The 15,233-nt window shown below is 73.9% G+C and carries 17 protein-coding genes; 9 read left to right on the forward strand and 8 right to left on the reverse strand.

Features of this window, described 5'->3' with window-relative positions:
• Window positions 1-21 precede the first annotated feature (21 nt).
• Window positions 22-693, forward strand: coding sequence for a peroxiredoxin-like family protein (locus LQK89_RS13500; protein WP_231049406.1), 672 nt, complete (start codon window positions 22-24; stop codon window positions 691-693).
• A gap of 148 nt (window positions 694-841) precedes the next feature.
• Here LQK89_RS13500 and LQK89_RS13505 read toward each other — a convergent pair whose 3' ends face one another.
• A complete protein-coding gene (locus LQK89_RS13505; protein ID WP_229666961.1) occupies window positions 842-1,390 on the reverse strand; it encodes a TetR/AcrR family transcriptional regulator in 549 nt (182 codons plus the stop codon).
• A 29-nt stretch (window positions 1,391-1,419) separates the two neighbouring features.
• Here LQK89_RS13505 and LQK89_RS13510 point away from each other — a divergent pair, with 29 nt between their 5' ends.
• The gene (locus LQK89_RS13510) at window positions 1,420-2,598 is read left to right on the forward strand and encodes an MFS transporter (RefSeq protein WP_231049407.1); all 1,179 of its coding nucleotides are present in this window, start codon (window positions 1,420-1,422) and stop codon (window positions 2,596-2,598) included.
• A gap of 7 nt (window positions 2,599-2,605) precedes the next feature.
• On the opposite strand, the gene LQK89_RS13515 is transcribed toward LQK89_RS13510, so the two are convergent.
• Window positions 2,606-2,944: a YciI family protein gene (locus LQK89_RS13515; RefSeq protein WP_175325586.1), complete on the reverse strand. Its 339-nt coding sequence runs from the start codon at window positions 2,942-2,944 to the stop codon at window positions 2,606-2,608.
• 126 nt (window positions 2,945-3,070) lie between these two features.
• On the opposite strand from LQK89_RS13515, the gene LQK89_RS13520 reads away from it, so the two are divergent.
• The 5 genes from LQK89_RS13520 (at window position 3,071) to LQK89_RS13540 (ending at window position 7,832) form a co-directional block, all read left to right on the forward strand.
• A complete protein-coding gene (locus LQK89_RS13520) occupies window positions 3,071-3,730 on the forward strand; it encodes a hypothetical protein (protein ID WP_231049408.1) in 660 nt (219 codons plus the stop codon).
• A gap of 31 nt (window positions 3,731-3,761) precedes the next feature.
• Complete coding sequence (locus tag LQK89_RS13525; protein WP_231049409.1) at window positions 3,762-5,036, forward strand: sensor histidine kinase; 1,275 nt, start codon at window positions 3,762-3,764, stop codon at window positions 5,034-5,036.
• On the forward strand, window positions 5,018-5,749 hold the full coding sequence (locus LQK89_RS13530) for a response regulator (protein ID WP_231049410.1): 732 nt from the start codon (window positions 5,018-5,020) through the stop codon (window positions 5,747-5,749). Before LQK89_RS13525 ends, LQK89_RS13530 begins: the two co-directional genes overlap by 19 nt.
• A 128-nt stretch (window positions 5,750-5,877) precedes the next feature.
• Window positions 5,878-6,759: an ABC transporter ATP-binding protein gene (locus LQK89_RS13535; protein WP_231049411.1), complete on the forward strand. Its 882-nt coding sequence runs from the start codon at window positions 5,878-5,880 to the stop codon at window positions 6,757-6,759.
• The gene (locus LQK89_RS13540; protein WP_231049412.1) at window positions 6,756-7,832 is read left to right on the forward strand and encodes an ABC transporter permease; all 1,077 of its coding nucleotides are present in this window, start codon (window positions 6,756-6,758) and stop codon (window positions 7,830-7,832) included. The genes LQK89_RS13535 and LQK89_RS13540 overlap by 4 nt, the downstream gene beginning before the upstream one ends.
• Window positions 7,833-7,979: 147 nt before the next feature.
• Here the strand turns inward: LQK89_RS13540 and LQK89_RS13545 are convergent, their stop codons facing one another.
• Entirely contained in the window at window positions 7,980-9,032 is a 1,053-nt protein-coding gene (locus LQK89_RS13545) for a YeiH family protein (protein WP_231049413.1), read from the reverse strand.
• Between the two features lie 313 nt (window positions 9,033-9,345).
• Between LQK89_RS13545 and LQK89_RS13550 the strand changes: the two genes are divergently transcribed.
• Entirely contained in the window at window positions 9,346-9,687 is a 342-nt protein-coding gene (locus LQK89_RS13550; protein WP_175325591.1) for a hypothetical protein, read from the forward strand.
• A gap of 94 nt (window positions 9,688-9,781) precedes the next feature.
• Here LQK89_RS13550 and LQK89_RS13555 read toward each other — a convergent pair whose 3' ends face one another.
• Together LQK89_RS13555 and LQK89_RS13560 are read right to left on the reverse strand one after the other, a co-directional pair.
• Window positions 9,782-10,645, reverse strand: coding sequence for an ABC transporter permease (locus tag LQK89_RS13555; RefSeq protein WP_231049414.1), 864 nt, complete (start codon window positions 10,643-10,645; stop codon window positions 9,782-9,784).
• The gene (locus tag LQK89_RS13560; protein WP_175325593.1) at window positions 10,642-11,562 is read right to left on the reverse strand and encodes an ABC transporter ATP-binding protein; all 921 of its coding nucleotides are present in this window, start codon (window positions 11,560-11,562) and stop codon (window positions 10,642-10,644) included. The genes LQK89_RS13555 and LQK89_RS13560 overlap by 4 nt, the downstream gene beginning before the upstream one ends.
• 254 nt (window positions 11,563-11,816) lie before the next feature.
• Between LQK89_RS13560 and LQK89_RS13565 the strand changes: the two genes are divergently transcribed.
• Entirely contained in the window at window positions 11,817-12,275 is a 459-nt protein-coding gene (locus LQK89_RS13565; RefSeq protein ID WP_058740836.1) for a DUF4383 domain-containing protein, read from the forward strand.
• Between the two features lie 189 nt (window positions 12,276-12,464).
• Here LQK89_RS13565 and LQK89_RS13570 read toward each other — a convergent pair whose 3' ends face one another.
• From LQK89_RS13570 to LQK89_RS13580, 3 genes are read right to left on the reverse strand one after another with little or no spacing between them, the layout of a single operon-like run.
• Window positions 12,465-13,406: a 3-oxoacyl-[acyl-carrier-protein] synthase III C-terminal domain-containing protein gene (locus LQK89_RS13570; RefSeq protein ID WP_231049415.1), complete on the reverse strand. Its 942-nt coding sequence runs from the start codon at window positions 13,404-13,406 to the stop codon at window positions 12,465-12,467.
• Entirely contained in the window at window positions 13,403-14,206 is an 804-nt protein-coding gene (locus LQK89_RS13575; protein ID WP_231049416.1) for an MBL fold metallo-hydrolase, read from the reverse strand. Before LQK89_RS13575 ends, LQK89_RS13570 begins: the two co-directional genes overlap by 4 nt.
• A complete protein-coding gene (locus LQK89_RS13580) occupies window positions 14,199-15,176 on the reverse strand; it encodes an NAD-dependent epimerase/dehydratase family protein (RefSeq protein ID WP_231049417.1) in 978 nt (325 codons plus the stop codon). The genes LQK89_RS13575 and LQK89_RS13580 overlap by 8 nt, the downstream gene beginning before the upstream one ends.
• Window positions 15,177-15,233 lie beyond the last annotated feature (57 nt).

Below are 15,233 nucleotides of genomic sequence, written 5' to 3' on the forward strand. Positions count from 1 at the left end.
GCCCGACCCGAGGAGCCGACCGTGACCGACCAGACCATCGCCCGCCAGGTGGACGAGTTCAACAAGGGCTTCACGGCCCAGATCGGCCCGGAGCTGTCCGCGGTCTTCGACGGAGAGCAGCGCGACCTGCGGAGCGCCGGTGTGCCCGGCGGTGTCGTCGCGGTGGGTGACGCTGCGCCCGACGGGCCGCTCGTCACCTCGACCGGCGAGACGACCTCGCTGCAGGCGGTGCGTGGGGACGCCCCGACCGTCCTCGTCTTCTACCGGGGCGCCTGGTGCCCGTACTGCAACATCACGCTCCGGACGTACCAGCAGGAGCTCCTGCCGGCGCTGCAGGAGCGCGGCGTGCAGCTCGTCGCCGTCTCGCCGCAGACGCCGGAGGCCGCGGAGCAGTCCATCGCGAACGGCGAGCTCGCGTTCCCGGTGCTCACGGACCCGGAGAACGTCCTCGCGGGGCGGTTCGGCATCGTCACCGAACCGAGCGCCGCCGCGCGGGCGGCGCACACGCAGCTCGGCTTCGACGTGGCCGACAGCAACGCGGACGACACGGCGGCCGTCCCGTTCCCCTCGGTCTTCGTCCTCGACGACTCGGGGGTCGTCCGCTTCGCGGACGTGCACGTCGACTACACGACGCGCACCGAGGTCGCCGAGGTGCTCGCCGCCGTCGACGCGCTCAGCGTCGCGACGCGCTGATCCGACGACCGGTCCCGCCGTCGACGCGGCGGTGACGGACTGGAGGCGCGTGGCGGGTGACCAGCGCGCGTCACCCGCACCGTGCCTCCAGTCCGGTCTGCGCGTCCGCGCGTCCGCGCGCCGGGCCGGCGTCACTGCCGGGCCCGCGTCAGGGCAGGAGTGCGTCGGCGACCGCGCGGGCCGTCACCGTCCCGGCCGCCGGGTCCCGGAGGCGCATGGCCAGGGACCCGGACACCACGAGCAGGAGCTGCTCGGCGAGCGCCGACGCCCGTCCGCCCACGAGCGGGCGGGCCGCCTCGGCCAACCGTCGACGCAGCGTGTCGGTCTCGCGGTCGAGGACGGCGCGCACGTCGGCCGGGGCGTCCACGTACTCGGCGGCCGTGCCGAGGAACGCGCACCAGCGTGACCCAGCCGGCGTCGCGCGGTAGTCGTCGAGGGCGTCGAAGACCGCGAGGAGCCGCCCGCGGTCGTCCCGCGCCCGGTCGACCGCACGGTCCCAGGTGGCGACCCAGTCGTCGTGACGGCGGTCGAGGGCGGCGGCGACCAGGGCTTCCTTGCTCGACCACCCGCGGTACAGGGTCGCGGACGACACGTGCGCGCGCTCGAGGACCACGTCGATCGGGGTCGCGGCGATGCCCCGCGAGAAGAAGAGCTCCTCGGCGGCGTCGAGCACGCGCTGCTCGGTACCTGGACGCATGACCACGGAGCCAGCCTACGATCGCAGAAGTGAAACGATCGTTTTCGTCGTCCGACCGGATCCTGGTGGCGACCGGACTGGGGACCATCGCCGCGACGTACGGCCTCGTCCGCCTGGCCCTCGGGCTGTTCCTGCCGGACGTGCAGCGCGACCTCGGGTTCGGTGCGGCGGTCGGCGGCGCCGTGTCCTCCGGTGCGTCCGTCCTCTACTGCGTCGGTGCCCTCGTCGGGTTCGTGTCCGCCGGACGCTCCGCGCGCCGACTCGTCGCCGCGGCCACCCTGGCCGCTGGTCTCGGCGCGGTCGTGATGGCGGCAGCGCCGACCGCGATCGTGTTCGGCTCCGCCGCGGTCGTGGCGTCGACCGGCGCTGGGTTGGCCTCCCCCGCGCTCGTGCAGCTCGTGCGCGAACGGGTCGCGGCCGAGGGCCGGTCGCGGGCGCAGGCGGTGGTGAACGCCGGGACCGGTCCGGGACTCGTGGTCGCGGGTCTGCTCGCGCTGCTGCTGCCGGAGTGGCGGGCCGCATGGACGGCGGCCGGGGCCGTGACCCTGCTGGTCGGCGCGGCGACGCTGCTCGCGGCGGGGCGTCCCAGCGGACGACCGGCGACGGAGAACCCGAGCAGCGGGACGTCCGCCGGCCGGTGGCCCGGTCGACGCTGGGTCGTCGCGCACCGCGTCCCGGTCGTCGCCGCCCTGGCCTTCGGCGCCGGGTCCGCGGTCGTCTGGACCTTCGGTCGGGCAGCCCTCGTCGACGCCGGTCTGCCGATGGCGGTGACGATCGTCGCCTGGGTCGCGATCGGGCTCGGCGGCGCCGCGGTCACCGTCACCGCGCGGTGGACGTCCGGGCTGACCGCCGGGCGGCAGTGGGCGATCACCGCCGTGGCCGCCGCCGCCGCGGTGCTCGCGATCGGCTCGGCACCCGGCGTCGCGCCCGTGGTGCTGGTCGCCTGCGCGGTGTTCGGGTGGGGCTACACCGCGGCGACCGGGGCACTCATCGCCTGGACCACCGAGGTCGACGCCGCACACGCGGCGGCCGGCACCTCCATGCTCTTCGTGCTGCTCGTCGCCGGGCAGGCGGTCGGCGCCGCCGTGGCGGGCTCGTTCGTCGGGCCGCTCGGCACCGGCGCGACGTGCACGGCCGCCGCGGTGGTCGTGCTCCTGGCCGCCGTCCTGCCCCTGGCGCGGCGGCGGCGTCCGGCGCGGACCGCCTGACCGCGGGTCAGAGGATCGGTCGGAGTTCGATCCGTCGGTTGCACGCCGCGGACGCCTCGGTCGCGGTGCGCAACGCGGTCTCGGCGTCCGCCAGCTCCAGCACCCAGAAGCCCGCGACGTAGCCGGGGGTGTTCGACGCCGGACCGGAGGTGCGCGACTCCTGCCCGCCGCGGCCGTCAACGACGGTGGCGTCAGCGGGCGCGGACACCCCGGCGGCGAACACCACGGCGTCGCCGAGTCCCGCGTTGAACCGGTCGACGGCGTCGGACTCGGTCTGCGTGGCGGACTCGGTGCGTCCGGCGACCTGGGACTGTCCGTCGTCGATGACGTTGAGAAGGAACTGCACGGCGTACTCCCCTGCTCGGTGCGGCGCCGTCCTCGTCGACCACGCCGTCGTCCGGGACGGTACGCCTGCACCCGCGGGGACGCCAGCACGTCGTCACCTGAGCCGCCGAGACCGGATGATGGTCGCGTGCACGTCGCCCCGATCACTGAGGACGCCGATCGGCTCTGGGCCGACGGAGACCGCCGGGGTGCGCTCCTGCTGCTCCGTCGGATGGTCGAGGCGGCGCCGGAGGACACCGCGCGGCGCCTCGCGCTCGTCGAGCGGTACCGGTCGATGGGACACCCGGACCAGGCCGGGCGCTGGGCGATCGGCCTCCCGGGGGTCGCGACACTCGTCGAGCGGGACCGGGCAGCGCGCCTGCTGGCGTCGTCGGGCGTCGCGCGGCAGGACCTGCGGGCGTTCCTGGTGCTCCCCGGCGACGGTGACCTGCCGTCCGAGCTCGTCGAGCTGCTGCCCGACGTCGACCGGTACCGCACGCTCATGGACGTTCCCGCGCGTGCTCGGAAATCGCCCGACCTGGCCGAGTCGCTGTTCCTCGTGGCCGGTGGGCTGACCGCCCTCGCCTTCGTCCTGCGGGTGGTGGGTGACCTCCTCCCGTCGCTCGTGGTCGCCGCGCACTGGGCGGGCTTCGCCGCGACCCTGGGTATCGCAACGGCGTCGGCGGTGCAGGTACGATCGCGGCTCGTCGAGCGGCAGTGGGGCTCCGCCGCCGCCTGGGTGGTGATCGCGGTCGCCGTGCTGGCCCTCGCTGCACTGCTCGTGGGGCAGACGCTCGGCGACTGGTGAGCGGCGAGTCCGTGCCGCTACCGTGGTCCGCATGGGGCGGGTGACGGCGGACTGGGCACGGCTGCCGGTCGGTCCGCGCGAGCAACGGAGGGACGCCCTGCTCGCGGTGGTCCTGGCCGCAGGGATGGTCGTGACGACGACGCTGTACAGCGCGTCCGGCTTCTACGAGGACGACCAGGCCGCGTGGTGGGTCTCCGGGCTGATGATCCTCGCCAACTCGGTCCCGATCGCGTTCCGCCGCCGCTGGCCGATGACCGTCGCGGTCTGGTCGGCCCTGGCGTTCGCCGGGACGCAGCTGCTCCACGTGCCCGAGGTCTTCCTCGTCAACTTCACGCTGTTCATCGCGCTCTACACGGTCGGGGCGTGGTGCTCGGACCGGGTGCGCGCCGAGGTCGTGCGGTGGGTCGTCATCGTCGGCATGTTCGTGTGGCTGTTCCTCGCGATCTCGTTCGGGTGGGCGGTCCCGAACGCGCTGCCGAACGACCGGGACGCGATCATCGCGCCGTACGTGGCGTACTCGTTGCTCAACATCCTGATCAACGTCGTCTACTTCGGCGGCGCCTGGTACGCCGGCAACCGGGCCTGGGCCTCGGCCGTCGCGAAGCACGAGCTCGACGAGCGCACCGCGGAGCTCGCGGCCGAGCGGGAGCGGACGGCGGCGCAGGCGGTCACGCTCGAGCGCGTGCGGATCGCCCGCGAACTGCACGACGTCGTCGCCCACCACGTCTCGCTCATGGGCGTGCAGGCGGGTGCGGCACGGCGCGTGATCGACCGCGACCCGGCCCAGGCGACGGCGTCGCTCGGGGTCGTCGAGGACAGCGCGCGCACGGCGGTCGAGGAACTCCGTCGGATGCTCGGTACCCTGCGCGCCGACGACACCGGCGGCCCGGCGGACGGACCGGACACCGCACCGAGCACCGCCGGACTCGGGCGACTGCCCGAGCTGGTCGACGCGGTCCGGACGGCCGGGCACGCCGCGGACCTGGTCGTGGTCGGCGACGAACGTCCCGTCCCGCCGACCGTGGGCGCCGTCGCGTTCCGCATCGCACAGGAGGCCGTGACGAACGTCCTCAAGCACGCGGGGCCGACGGCACGTGCGGACGTGCGGCTCCGGTACCTCGACGACGGCATCGAGGTCGAGGTGGCCGACGACGGACACGGTGAGCGCGCGGTCCGCCGGGCGTCGGGGAGCGGCCTGGGACACGTCGGGATGCGCGAGCGCGTCGCGGCGGTCGGCGGCCGCATGGAGATCGGGCCGCGGGCCCGGGGAGGGTACCTGGTGCGGGCATGGCTGCCGACGACCTGACGATCGTGCTCGCGGACGACCAGGACCTGGTCCGCGCCGGCTTCCGCGTCATCCTGGAGTCCGAGCCGGGCTTCCGCGTGGTCGGCGAGGCCCCGGACGGAGCGGCCGCGGTCGACGCCGTCGTCGCGCTGCGGCCGGACGTCGTGTGCCTGGACGTGCAGATGCCGGGCGTCGACGGGCTCGAGGCGGCCCGGCGGATCGCCGCGCTCCCGGACCCGCCGGCGGTCCTCGTCCTGACGACCTTCGACGACGACGGGGCGCTGTTCGCGGCACTCGAGGCCGGGGCGAGCGGGTTCCTGCTCAAGAACGCCTCCCCCGAACGGCTGATCGACGCCGTCCGCACGGTGGCAGCCGGGGACGCACTCCTCGACCCCGACGTCACCCGCCGGGTGATCAGCCGGGCAACCGCGACGACCGCGGCTGCCGCCCACGCCCCCGACCCAGTACGAACGCCGGCCACCGGCACCGGGAGCGATCCAGCGACCAACACCGGCGCCGCCGCGATCGCCGCGGTCGGCCTGACCGAGCGCGAGACCGAGGTGCTGCGCCTGCTCGCCCGTGGCCTGAGCAACGCCGAGATCGCCCGGACGCTCTACGTCGGCGAGGCCACCGTGAAGACCCACGTGTCGAACGTGCTCCAGAAGACCGGCGTCCGCGACCGGATCCAGGCGGTCGTGTGGGCGTTCGAGCGCGGCATCACCGCCTCGAGCTGACGGCCCCTGCTCCCCCGTGCGGTGGAGCCGCCGCGTCGGGAAGTCCCGCCTCCCGCCGGAGGCGTCCCGTGCCTCCCGGCCCGTAGCGTCGAGCCGTCGGCGAGGACCGTCGACGGAAGGGGACGACGATGCTCACCATCGCAGGCGTCACGAAGCACTTCGGCGACCGCCGGGTGCTCCACGACGTGGGGTTCACGGTCGGCAGCGGCCGACTGACGGGGTTCGTCGGCGGCAACGGCGCCGGCAAGACGACGACCATGCGGATCCTGCTCGGCGTGCTCCAGGCGGACGCCGGCACGGTGTCGATCGACGGCACGACCGTCGGTCCGGCCGACCGGCGCCGCTTCGGGTACATGCCCGAGGAACGTGGGCTCTACCCGAAGATGCCGGTGGCCGAGCAGGTCACGTACCTGGCGCGGCTGCACGGGGTCGACAAGCGCACCGCGGCGGAGCGCACGGCCGCGCTGCTCGAGCGGCTCGACCTGACCCAGCACGCCGACGACGCCGTCGAGAAGCTCTCGCTCGGCAACCAGCAGCGGGTCCAGGTCGCCGCGGCGCTCGCGCACGACCCGGAGGTCCTCGTGCTCGACGAGCCGTTCTCCGGCCTCGACCCGATGGCCGTCGACACCGTCCTCGGGGTGCTCCGCGAGACCGCTGCCCGCGGCGTGCCGGTGCTGTTCTCGAGCCACCAGCTCGACGTCGTCGAGCGCCTGTGCGACGACGTCGTCGTGATCGCCGACGGCACCATCCGCGCAGCAGGACCGCAGGAGGACCTGCGCCGTGCGGCCGGCCCCGCGGCATGGGAGCTCCTGGTCGACGGGGACCTGGCGTGGCTCCGCATCGAGCCCGGCGTCACGGTCCGCGAGTTCGACGGCGGCTACGCCGTGTTCGAGGCCGACGACGCCACCGCGCAGGCCGTGCTCCAGCGGGCCGTGCAGCACGGCACCGTCGGGTCGTTCGCGCCGCGGGTCCCCCGCCTCAGCGAGGTCTTCCGCGAGGTGGTCCGGTGAACGGCTCCTTCCTCGGCGCGGTGCAGCTCGTCACCGTCCGCGAGATCCAGGCACGCATCCGCAGCAAGGCGTTCATCGTCTCCGCCGCGATCCTGCTCGTGGCGGTCGTCGCCTCGATCGTGATCGGCGGCGTCGTCGGCAAGGCCACCGCCGACGACACCACCCCGGTGGCCGTGGTCGACGGTGTCTCGCTGCAGTCCACGGCGGGCCTCGACGTCACGCCGACCAGCTCCGTCGCCCAGGCCGAGCGGCTGGTTCGCAGCGGCGACGTCGACGCGGCGATCGTGCCCGCGGACGACGCGCTCGGCTACTCGGTGGTCGCCCTCGACGACGCCCCGACCGGTGTCGTGACCGCGCTGAGCGAGACGCCACGGGTGGAGCTGCTCGACCCGGCCGCACTGCCCGCCGGGCTCGTCTCGCTCATCGGGATCATGTTCGGCGTGGTGTTCTTCGCCTCGGCGGTGACGTTCGGCTCGTCGATCGCGCAGAGCGTGGTCGAGGAGAAGTCGACCCGCGTGGTCGAGATCCTGATGGCGGCGATCCCGGCGCGGGCCCTGCTGGCCGGCAAGGTGCTCGGCAACAGCGTGATGGCCCTCGCGCAGATCGTCGCGGTGGCGATCGCCGCGGCCGTCGCCCTCGCGGTCACCGGCCAGGACAACATGTTCTCGATGCTCGGACCGAGCGTGCTGTGGTTCGTCGCCTTCTTCGCGGTCGGCTTCGTGCTCATCGCCGCGATGTTCGCCGCCTCGGCCGTGCTGGTCTCCCGGCAGGAGGACGTGGGCAGCGTCACCATGCCGGTGATGATGCTCGTGATGATCCCGTACATCCTGATCGTGGTGGCCGCGGACGACCCCACCGTCGTCGGGATCATGTCCTACGTGCCGTTCAGTGCACCGATCGGCATGCCCATGCGGATCTTCCTCGGGACGGCCGAGTGGTGGGAGCCGGTCCTGTCGCTGCTCGTGGTCGCCGTCTCGGTGGTGGTGGTCGTCCTCGTGGGAGCCCGCGTCTACGAGAACGCGCTGCTCCGCACGGGCGGTCGCGTGAAGCTCACGGAGGCGCTGCGCGGCTGACGCCGCCGGTCGGACGGGCGCGCCCCGCTCAGGGGCGAGGCGGAGCCCCGCGCGGGGCGCGTCCATGGAGCAGACGACGTCGGGTTGCCTCGCGCCACTCGACGTTTCCTGCTCCACCGATGGCGGCGCGGACGCGCCTGCGCCAGCTCAGAGCTGACCGAGGGCGGCCTGGGTCGCGAGGCTCGTGCCGGCGACGAGCACCCACAGCGCGATCCCGAGCAGCATCGGCCGGAACCCGGCGCGACGGAGTGCGCCGAAGTCCGTCGAGACCCCGATCGCGCCGAGCGCCACCGTGATGAGGAACGTCGCGACGGTGCTGAACCCCGGGGCGGCCGCGGCCGGGAGCACCCCGACGGTGCGCAGGAGCACGACCACGAGGAACCCGACCAGGAACCACGGCACCAGCCGCAGCACGCGGACGCCCCCGGCCCGGCCCGGCCCCGAGGCGGGGGCGAGGTCGGTGCGGGCGGTGCGGCGTGCCTCCAGACCGGCCAGCCCGACCACGATCGGGATGATCATGAGCGTCCGGACCAGCTTCACGACGACCGCCGTGTCGGTCGCCTGGCGACCGTAGATGGTCGCCGTCGCGACGACCGACGACGTGTCGTTCACCGCGGTCCCGGCGAAGACCCCGAACGCGTGCTGCGAGAGTCCGAGGGCGTGCCCGACGACGGGGAAGACGAAGACGGCCGCGATGTTGCAGAGGAAGATCGTCGAGACGGCGTAGGCGACCTCGGCGCTGGCGGCACCGATGACGGGCGTGACGGCGGCGATCGCCGAGGCCCCGCAGATGCCGGTCCCGACGCCGATGAGCGTGCGGAGCGCGCTCGAGACCCGGAGCAACCGACCGAGGCCCCACGCGGCCGCCAGGCAGACGACCAGGGTGGTGACCATCACGGGGAGGGTCTCGCCGCCGATGCGGACGACCTCGCCGATCGAGAGCTGCGCGCCGAGCAGGACGACGGCGGCCTGCAGGACCCGGCTCGAGGCGAACTTCACGCCGGGCTGCACGGGGCCGAGGTCACCCGCACCGCGTCGTCGTCGCAGGACGGCACCGACCAGCGCACCGAGGACGACCGCGGGGACCGGACCACCGACGACCGGGACGAGCCGGCCGACCAGGGTGGCGACGATGCCGATCACCAGGGCGAGGGCGAGACCGGGCAGGGCGGCGGCGACCGCCGAGCGGGACAGGGGCATGCGGACCAGCATCCCACCACCCGGGGGCGCGCCGCGGTGCGGCGCGGTGGGGCCGAGTCTCGCGGTGGCCGACGCGACTCGGCCGCGGGGACCCGAGACTCGTCGCCCAGGCCGAGACCCGGACCGCTGTACCCCGCGTTGTGCGGCTCGACCGGCTGTGCATCGGTGCAGGGGCGTACCATCGATACCGGAAGCAACGGCGGTTCCAGTCATCCAGCAGCGCCCTCGCTCGCCGTTCCCGCAGACGCCGTGCCCCGACACCCAGGGGTCGTGCGAACGGGTCCCGCGAGTCGAGCAGACCGAAGAGCACGCCGTGACCGAACACCTCATCGAGTACGTCGCCCGCGACAAGACGGGCATCACCGCCGTCGTCACCACGACCGGTGTCATCGACGTCGACACCGTCATCGACCACATCCACGCCGGCCACGCCGGGTACTACGTGCGCGCCGACTCCTGGAAGCGCACCCCGGTCCGGAGCATGTCGTTCATCGGCGGCTCGTACCTGTTCGCGAACTGGGACGGGTCGAAGCGCAACATGCTGCACGACCTGGCGTTCCGCACGCCGACGCGTGCCGTGCAGGTCGTCGCGCCGCAGGTGCGGCCGGGCCTGCTGGCGCGCGTCCTGCAGGCGCTGTTCCCGCGTCGGTCCTGACCGCGGGAGTGGTCGCGTCCGACGCGACCACGGTACGGACGGGAGGCGCGGTGCCAGCGGGCACCGCGCCTCCAGTCCGTCTCGTGGTCGCGTCTCAGACGTCGCGTGACTTGGTGACCGACACCGCGACGGCACCGACGGCGACGACCCACGCCGCGAGGATCCCGAAGCCGCCCCAGCCGTTCAGGACGAGGCCCTCGGTCGTCGTGCCGGGCGCCGCGGTCGTCGCGCCGGACGACTCGTAGGCGTACAGCTGTCGACCGGCCTGCTCGGGCAGGAACTGCATGGAGTCGAGCACCCACTGCACGCCGAGCAGTCCGCCGACGAGCTGCAGGATGATCGGCACGACGAGCATGAGCCCGAGCGTGATCGCGATGCCGCCGGCGCTCGACCGGACGATCAGCCCGATGCCGAACGCGAGGACGGCCAGGAGCGTCACGTAGACCGAGGACCCGAGGATCGGCAGGAACACCGCCGGATCCGCCAGGTCGGCCTGCACGCCCTTCGCCGCCTGGAGCGGGACCGAGATCGCGACGCCGATCCACGTCGCGACGGCGCTCACCAGGAACGTGGCAACGGCGAGCACCGCGACCTTCGCGAAGACCGCGCCGAGTCGCCCCGGGTCGGCCGTGAACGTCGAGCGGATCTGCCCGGTCGTGTACTCGCCGGTGATGATGAGCACACCGAGCACCGCGACCACGAGGGCGGAGAACCCGACCCCGACGGTGTTGATCATGACGATCTGCGCGTTCGCCGCGGCCTGCGGGACCGTCCCGGCGCCCTCGGGCTTCTCGACGAGCGCCCCGAGGAGCGCGGCGAGACCGATCGTCAGGGCGACGAGGATCGCGAAGCACCAGATCGTCGACCGGATGCTGCGGAACTTGATCCACTCGCTGCGGACCAGGCGCGGGAAGCCGAGGCCGACCTTGCCCGGCGCCGTCGTCGTCGCGGCGCTCATCGGGTGGCCTCCGCCCGGTACTCGACGTCGTCCCTCGTGAGGGCCATGTACGCCTCCTCGAGGCTCGCACCCATCGGGGTGAGTTCGTGGAGCACCGAACCGGTCTGCGCCGCGACGGTGCCGATGTGCTGCGCGTCCGGGCCGACGACCTCGAAGGCGCCGTCCTCACGCTGCGTGATCCCGGACGCGGCGGAGCCGAGCGCGCGGAAGAGCTGGTCGGGCTGCGGGGTGCGCACGAGCGTCCGTGCGGCGCCGCCGGCGGATCCCCCGGCGACGAACTCGGCGATCGGGGCGTCGGCGAGCACGCGGCCGCGGCCGAGCACGACCACGCGGTCGGCGGTCTGCGCCATCTCGCTCATGAGGTGGCTCGACAGGAAGACCGTGCGACCGTCGGCGGCGAGGCGCCGGGCGAGCTGGCGGACCCACACCACGCCGTCCGGGTCGAGGCCGTTGACCGGCTCGTCCAGGATGAGGGTCTTCGGGTCGCCGATGAGTGCCGCCGCGATGCCGAGGCGCTGCCCCATGCCGAGCGAGAACCCGCCGACGCGCTTCTTCGCGACGGACTCGAGACCGGTGAGCTCGATGACCTCGTGCACCCGGGACTTCGGGATGCCGTGCGTCGCAGCCAGGGACAGCAGGTGGTTGTACGCGCTGCGACCGGAGTGCACGGCCTTCGCCTCGAGCAGGGCCCCGACCTGCCGGAGCGGGTCACGGAACGAGGTGTACGGGCGACCGTTCACCGTTGCGCGTCCCGCCGTGGGCTGGTCGAGGCCCATGATCATCCGCATCGTCGTGGACTTGCCGGCGCCGTTCGGGCCGAGGAAGCCCGTCACGCTGCCGGGCCGCACGACGAACGAGATGTCGTCGACGGCGAGCTTGGCGCCGTACCGCTTGGAAAGATGCTCGATCTCGATCACGTCGTCACGCTATTGCCGCGCCGGTGGCCAACGCGTCCCCCGCAGGGGGGAGACCGGGCATCATCCCCTGGGATGACCCGTCCCGCCTCCCCCAGCTCGGGGGCGATCGGTCGCGATGTGCAGCGCAGGATGGACAATCGCTGGCAAGTCGACCCAAACCGTCTACACAGGGACTCCGAAACCCCTGTACGACGGTGCGCCTTCCCCGAACGGAAGGGACCGGGCACCGACGAACACCTCCGGAAGGACTCATCATGACCAGCAATGCAGCAACGCGGAACACCGGCTACGGCTCGACGCTGACGCAGAAGGGCGCCCTGCTGTTCGGGGTCGTGTTCCTGATCGTCGGCATCGCCGGCTTCATCCCCGGCCTCACCATGGACATGGGCACGATGTCGGTGGCCGGCCACGGCTCGATGGCGATGCTCCTCGGCCTGTTCCAGGTCTCGGTGCTCCACAACATCGTGCACCTGCTCTTCGGCGTCGTCGGCCTGCTCGCCGCGCGCACCGCCGGCGGGGCTCGCTCCTACCTGCTCATCGGCGGCATCGTCTACGCCGTCCTCTTCGTCTACGGCCTGTTCACCGCCGGCATGGCCGGTGGCGCGAACTTCGTGCCGCTGAACGTCGCGGACAACGCCCTGCACGCGGTCCTCGCCGTCGCGATGATCGTGCTCGGTGTGCTCCTGCCGCGCGCCGGTCGCGCCACCCGCTGACCCGCTGACCCCGCGGGGGCCGTCCGGTGCAGGACGCCCCCGCGCGAGCGGTGGCCGGGGATCAGGGGCCACCGGGACGCCTTCGTCGTGGACGCGACGGGGGCGTCGTCGCGTCCGGGCGCGACGTCGCGGACGCGATCGTGGCCGGTGTCGGCGTCGACGGTCGGCGGCGCGCTGCCGCAGCGGCGGTCAGAGCCGCAGGGCCAGGGCGTTCGCGGTCAGGCCCGCGGCGGTCCCGCACAGCAGCACGGTGTCCCCGCGCCGCAGCCGTCCGTCGTCCAGGCACCGGGCGAGCGTGTACGGCACCGATGACGACACCATGTTCCCGTACTCGGCCACCGCGTCGACGTACTTCCCATCCGGGATGCCGATCCGGCGCATCGCGATGCCGAGTGCGCCGCTCGCCTGGTGCGGCACCACGAGGTCGACGTCGTCGAGCGTCAGGCCGCTGCGCGCGAAGAACCGCTCGAAGAACCCCGGCAGGACGCGGAGCATCCCCATGAGCGCCCGCCGCCCGTGCATGTCGAACAGGTAGTCCGCCGGGTCACCGTCCGCGAAGGCCTGCGCCGGGAACCGCGACAGCCCACCCCGGAGCTCGGTGTCGTGGGCGTGCTCGGGCCAGGTCTGCTGCAGCGCCGACAGGACCCCCTGCGTGCCGTCGCCGCGGGTGAGGACGACGGCGGCCGCGGCGTCCGAGAACAGCTCGGCGGACTCGCGCTGCGCCGGGTCGAGGAACCGCGAGCCGACGTCGCCCGAGACCACGAGCACACGCTCGTGGTCGCCGTCCTCCAGGTAGCGCGAGGCGACGTCGAGCGCCGTGACGAAGCTCGTGCACGTCGAGTTCACGTCGAACGCGGCCGCCCGGGCCCCCGGTGCGACGCGCTCCTGCACGAGTGCCGCGGTGCACGGGATCGGCTGGACCCCGGCGGCGCACGCGGCGACGACCAGGTCGAGGTCGTCGGCGGCGATCCCGGCGTGGGTGATCGCCCGCTCGGCGGCCCCGACGAGCATGTCGAGGTGCGAGACGTCGTCCGCGATCCGGTGCCGGGTGACCGTGCGGTCCCCGCTGCCGAACGTCACGGTCCGCTCCGGCAGGACGGTCCCCCAGCCGGCGATGGCGCAGTGCTTCATGATCCCCCTCGGTCGTCCTCGGCGAGCAGGTCCACCCCGGTCGGATGCTCGTCGTGGCTGAAGAGCAGTCTGACACCCGCGCGCTCGAGCGCCAGGAGCCGCTGCGCGGTGTCGCGCTGGGCTCCGGCGTCGTGGGCGACGGCGCGGGGCAGGGCACGGATGCGGTCCTCGTGTCCGAGCAGGTCCCGGGACCACGCGGCGTCGGCGGCGAGCAGCACCCGGCCGTCGACGAGGGCGCCGAGCTGTCCGTCGGTGTGCCCGGGGAGCCGCACGAGCCGGAAGTGCCCGTCGCCGAACGGGTCGGCGAGCCCGAGTCCGGCCAGCGCGGCGGGCCCCGGGTGGAACGCGGCGTCCGGGACGACCACGAGGCGGTCCGCCAGGTCGTCGGGCAGCAGGCCGCGCAGGACCCCGTCCCGGACCCTCGGCCGTGCGAGCAGGCTGCGGGTCCCCTCGCTGACGAGCACCCGCGCGTGCGGCACCGCCGCGAGGCCGCCGACGTGGTCCGGGTGCGGGTGCGAGAGCACGACGTCCGTCACGGCAGCGGTGTCGACGACGTCGGCGAGGGTCGCCCCCGCCGGTACCACGGGCGGCAGGAGGCGTCGGTACAGGCGTCCGGCGATCCCGGTCCGCCACGGCAGCGGTGCGTACCCGGTGTCGAACAGCACCTGCCGGTCCCCCGTGCGGAACAGGAACACGGTCGCCGGGAACACCCGACGCTGCCGCGGGGCCCCGCGGAGCAGCTGCCCGATGTCGTGCGTCGTGGACCCGCACGCGAACGCGTGGAGCGTCGCCTCAGCCACGGGCACCGGCGTAGCACGCGAGGGCGTCGTCGAGGGACACCTGCGGCGCGTACCCGAGGACCCTGCGGGCCCGGGTGATGTCGAGCGTCTGCGAGTGCGTGATCGTGGACACCGTGTACCGCGTGACCGGCGGCTCGGGGTGGCCGGGCAGCACGGCGCAGACCGCCTCGAGCGCCCCGGCGAGCGCGGCCACGGGACGGGCAGGCAGGGACCGGTGGCGTGGGTCGAGCCCGAGTCCGGCGAGCAGCTGGTCGAGCAGGTCGACGAAGGGCCGGGGATCGCCGTTCGTGACGTTGAACGCCAGGCCCGCCGCCCCGGGCACCTCGACCGCGAGCCGGACGGCGTGCGCGACGTTCTCGACGGCGGTCAGGTCGACGAGCCCGCGACCGCCGCGCAACAGGGGCACCCCGACGCGCTCGTGCACCCGGAGCAGCCGTGGGACGAGCCCGGTGTCGCCGGCGCCGATCACCCCGCGGGGCCGCAGCACCACGACCTCCGGCCCGTCGGGGTCGCCGACCGCGGCGCGCAGGAGCGCCTCGGCGTGCAGCTTCGAGCGGATGTAGTGGTTCATCGGGCGGCTCGGGTCGACCTGGTCCTCGCGGATGGCGAGCCGGTCGCGGGGTGCTGCGTAGATCCCGGGCGACGAGACGTGCACGATCCTCCGCGCCCCGACCCGGCGGGCGTACCGCAGGACCTGCGCGGTGCCGGTGACGTTGGCGTGCTCGAACTCCGCCCACCGCCCCCACGGCGACGACAGGGCAGCGCAGTGCACGACGACGTCCGCCGGCACCTCGGCACGACCGAGGTCGTCGAGGTCCCCGACGAACACGTCGCCCTCGGGGAGTGCGGCGGCCCGTCGGCCGGCGGCGGTGACCCGGTAGCCGTGCTCGCGGAGCGTCCGGACGACGTGCCCGCCGACGAACCCGCTCGCACCGGTGACCAGGACACGTTCCGACGACCCTGGCCTCATGCCGACCGATCCTAGGGGCACCCGGCTGCCCTGCCGCCCGGCCCCTAGGCTCGGCAC

Origin of the sequence: Curtobacterium sp. C1, assembly GCF_021049325.1 — a bacterium.
GTDB lineage: Bacteria > Actinomycetota > Actinomycetes > Actinomycetales > Microbacteriaceae > Curtobacterium > Curtobacterium citreum.

Excerpts from the sequence above, each read along its gene's own strand:
- LQK89_RS13530 (WP_231049410.1), top strand. The coding sequence starts at position 5,018 with ATGGCTGCCGACGACCTGACGATCGTGCTCGCGGACGACCAGGACCTG.
- LQK89_RS13505 (WP_229666961.1), bottom strand. The coding sequence starts at position 1,390 with ATGCGTCCAGGTACCGAGCAGCGCGTGCTCGACGCCGCCGAGGAGCTC.
- LQK89_RS13580 (WP_231049417.1), bottom strand. The coding sequence starts at position 15,176 with ATGAGGCCAGGGTCGTCGGAACGTGTCCTGGTCACCGGTGCGAGCGGG.
- LQK89_RS13570 (WP_231049415.1), bottom strand. The coding sequence starts at position 13,406 with ATGAAGCACTGCGCCATCGCCGGCTGGGGGACCGTCCTGCCGGAGCGG.
- LQK89_RS13555 (WP_231049414.1), bottom strand. The coding sequence starts at position 10,645 with ATGAGCGCCGCGACGACGACGGCGCCGGGCAAGGTCGGCCTCGGCTTC.
- LQK89_RS13535 (WP_231049411.1), top strand. The coding sequence starts at position 5,878 with ATGCTCACCATCGCAGGCGTCACGAAGCACTTCGGCGACCGCCGGGTG.
- LQK89_RS13525 (WP_231049409.1), top strand. The coding sequence starts at position 3,762 with ATGGGGCGGGTGACGGCGGACTGGGCACGGCTGCCGGTCGGTCCGCGC.
- LQK89_RS13545 (WP_231049413.1), bottom strand. The coding sequence starts at position 9,032 with ATGCCCCTGTCCCGCTCGGCGGTCGCCGCCGCCCTGCCCGGTCTCGCC.
- LQK89_RS13565 (WP_058740836.1), top strand. The coding sequence starts at position 11,817 with ATGACCAGCAATGCAGCAACGCGGAACACCGGCTACGGCTCGACGCTG.